Genomic DNA, 3061 nt, shown 5'->3' with positions numbered 1-3061 from the left:
TGCTGCAGAGCTTCCTGCAGAACGGCGTGATCTCCGGCGTCGGCAGCGTCATCGTGTTCCTGCCGCAGATCATCATCATCTTCCTGTTCATCCTGCTGCTGGAAGATTTCGGCTACATGGCGCGCGCCGCGTTCCTGATGGACCGCATCATGGGCGGCGCGGGGCTGCACGGCCGCGCCTTCATTCCGCTGCTGTCGAGCTTCGCCTGCGCCATCCCCGGCATCATGGCGACCCGCGTGATCGACAACCGACGCGACCGGCTGACACCGATCCTGATCGCACCGCTGATGACCTGCTCGGCGCGCATTCCGGTGTACACGCTGATCATCTCGGCTTTCATCCCGGCCAGGGACGTCTGGGGGGTGGTCAATCTACAGGGCCTCGTGATGTTCGGGCTCTATGCCGCGGGCATCGTCAGCGCACTCGGCGTGTCCTTCGTGATCAAGTTCTTCATGTGGCGCGACTACCAGCCCGCGCCGTTCATGCTGGAGTTGCCCGACTACAAAATGCCGCGGCTGCGCTCAATCGCCATCGGCATCTACACGCGGGCGAAAATGTTCCTGCAACGCGCCGGCACCACGATCTTCGCCATGATGGTGCTGATCTGGTTCCTGGCCTCGTTCCCGCAGCCCCCAGTGGGCGCCACCGAGCCCGCGATCAACTACAGCCTCGCTGCGATCGTCGGCAAGGCGATCGCGCCGCTGCTGTCGCCGATCGGCTTCAACTGGCAGATCGCGGTGGCGCTGATCCCAGGCATGGCGGCGCGCGAGGTCGCGGTCGCGGCGCTCGGCACCGTCTATGCCATCGAGGGCGGCAAGGAAGCCGCCGCGCAGATCGGCCAGGTGCTGGCGACCAAATGGAGCCTCGCCACCGCGCTGTCGCTGCTCGCCTGGTACATCTTCGCCCCGCAATGCGCTTCGACGCTCGCGGTGATCCGCCGCGAGACCGGAAGCTGGGTCTGGATGGCCGTCACCTTCGGCTACATGCTGGCGCTGGCCTATGCCGCAAGCCTTCTGACCTACAACATCGCCGTCGCGCTCGGCGCGGGATAAGTCCCGCTCCCATCGTCTATCCCGTAGCATCGAGATGCAGCGCGAAGCCGCGCGCGTCGGGATCGCCGAGCCCGGCCTGGAGCTGCATGGTCGGGATCGCATAGTCGCCATGGTTCTGCCGCCGATAGGGAATGGGCTTTGCGGTGAACAATGTCCGCATCCGATCGCGCAGCCGCTCGGCGACGTCAGCGAAGCTGGCCTCGTCGAGACGGTTGACGCGATGGGCGACGAAGGACGGCAGCACGTCGAAGCCCGGATAGAACAGCACGCCGTGATTGATCGGAAACAGCAGGTCGTCGATCGGCCCGTTGATGCCGCGTTCGGAATAATGCTCCTCCCAACCACCGGTGGTGACGACCAGCATCGCGCGCTTGCCGGCAAACACGCCCTCGCCATAACGGCTGCCCCAGCGCCTGTCGCTGTGCTCGCCGACGCCGTAGGTGAAGCCGTACGAATAGACCCGATCGACCCAGCCTTTCAGGATCGCCGGCATCGTGAACCACCACAGCGGAAACTGCAGGATCACGGCATCGGCCCAGAGCAGCTTCTCCTGCTCGGCTTTGACGTCGTCGGTCAGCGCGCGGGCCTTGAACGCCTCGCCCGACGCAGCGGCGATGCTGAGGCGTACATCGCGCGCAAGCTGCGGAAAGTCGGCGCGATCAATCTCGGACTTCCAGCCCTGGGCGTAGAGGTCGGAAATCCGGACCTCATGGCCCTGGGCCGTCAGTTCGGCAACCGCAGCGTCGCGCAAGGCGCCGTTGAGCGAGCGGGGTTCGGGGTGGGCGAAGACGAGCAGAACATTCATGGTCGATAATCCCAGGGGTTGATTTCGACCATCGAGATAGACGCCTTCCCATTTATCCACTATATGTGAATATACATAATATTATGCCGATTTATGGATAGATCATTCGTTAGCCTGGAGCATACGCGGAGCTTCGTGCGGGTCGCCGAGCGCGGCAGCCTGTCGGCGGTGGCACGCGAGCTCAATGTCGGGCAGTCGACCGTCAGCCGTCATCTGCAGGAGCTGGAAGAGGCCGTCGGCGTGCCGCTGCTCAGCCGCACCACGCGCCGGGTGACGCTAACGGACGAAGGCAGCCGCTACTATGAGAACTGCCTCCAGATCCTGCGCCTGGTCGAGCAGGCCGGCGACGAGGCGCGGGCCACGCGCTCCGCGGCGGCCGGCACCGTCAGGCTGTCCTGCACGGCAGCGTTCGGCATCCTGCACATCACCCGGCTCATCTTCGCGTTCCAGGATCGATATCCCGAAATCGCGGTCGATCTCGGCCTGACCGACGAGCGCATCGACCTGGTGCGCGAGGGCGTCGACATCGCGTTGCGGCTGGCGCCGCTCGCCGACAGCGCGATGAAGCTGCGTGCGCTCGGCCACTCGCATCGTATCCTGGTCGCCAATCCCGACTATCTCGCCCGGCGCGGCACGCCCACCACGCCCGAGGCGCTCGCCGGCCATGAGGCCATCCGCATGCCCAATGTCGCGGGCAGCGAGGTCCTGATCCTGCAGGCACCAGACGGTACGCAGCACCGCGTGCCGTTCGTCGGGCGCTTCCGCGCCAATCACGGCCTTGCCGTGCGCGAGGCCGTGCTCGCCGGCCGCGGCATCGCAGCAGCGCATCACTGGCTGGTCGATGACCTCATGCGGAGCGGCCGGCTGGTGCCATTGCTGGCCGACTACACCCTGCCCTCGGTGCCGCTCAACATGTTGATCGTGCCCGAGCGCGCCGGCATCGCCCGCGTCCGCCTGCTGATCGATGAGCTCGTCGCCGAGATCAGCCGCCTGCCCGGCATCCGGCCGACGGCGACCTAGTGGCGTGATCTTTCCGGAAAACCGCTTCGCACCTTTCCGGATCATGCGTCAGGGATTTCCGAGCTGCGGCGTCAGCACCATCGGTGGCCGCGGCGGTCTTGGCCGTCCCAGCGTCGCGCCCGGCGCAGGCCTGACCTCGACCGGTGGCGGCAAGGGCGCGGCCTGCTGGCTCGAGGCCAGTGGC

Annotated in this window: 4 protein-coding genes; 3 read left to right on the top strand and 1 reads right to left on the bottom strand. The window is 66.1% G+C overall.

What is annotated here, in order from left to right; all coding sequences use genetic code 11:
- Nucleotides 1-1052 (top strand): nucleoside recognition domain-containing protein (locus WA702_RS18465; RefSeq protein WP_425111974.1); only part of this gene is annotated, 1052 nt, incomplete at its 5' end.
- A gap of 16 nt (nucleotides 1053-1068) precedes the next feature.
- On the opposite strand, the gene WA702_RS18460 is transcribed toward WA702_RS18465, so the two are convergent.
- Nucleotides 1069-1857, bottom strand: a complete 789-nt coding sequence (locus tag WA702_RS18460) for an NAD(P)H-dependent oxidoreductase (RefSeq protein WP_425111973.1) — start codon at nucleotides 1855-1857, stop codon at nucleotides 1069-1071.
- A 93-nt stretch (nucleotides 1858-1950) separates the two neighbouring features.
- On the opposite strand from WA702_RS18460, the gene WA702_RS18455 reads away from it, so the two are divergent.
- Both WA702_RS18455 and WA702_RS18450 read left to right on the top strand, forming a co-directional pair.
- Nucleotides 1951-2877: a LysR family transcriptional regulator gene (locus WA702_RS18455; RefSeq protein WP_425111972.1), complete on the top strand. Its 927-nt coding sequence runs from the start codon at nucleotides 1951-1953 to the stop codon at nucleotides 2875-2877.
- A gap of 4 nt (nucleotides 2878-2881) precedes the next feature.
- Nucleotides 2882-3061 (top strand): hypothetical protein (locus WA702_RS18450; RefSeq protein WP_425111970.1); only part of this gene is annotated, 180 nt, incomplete at its 3' end.

Origin of the sequence: Bradyrhizobium sp., from assembly GCF_049798375.1 — a bacterium.
In the GTDB taxonomy this organism is placed as follows: Bacteria; Pseudomonadota; Alphaproteobacteria; order Rhizobiales; family Xanthobacteraceae; genus Bradyrhizobium.
This window is presented reverse-complemented; position numbering and strand designations above follow the sequence as displayed.

Coding starts and splice junctions, on each gene's coding strand:
- WA702_RS18460 (WP_425111973.1), bottom strand. CDS start 1,857: ATGAATGTTCTGCTCGTCTTCGCCCACCCCGAACCCCGCTCGCTCAAC.
- WA702_RS18455 (WP_425111972.1), top strand. CDS start 1,951: ATGGATAGATCATTCGTTAGCCTGGAGCATACGCGGAGCTTCGTGCGG.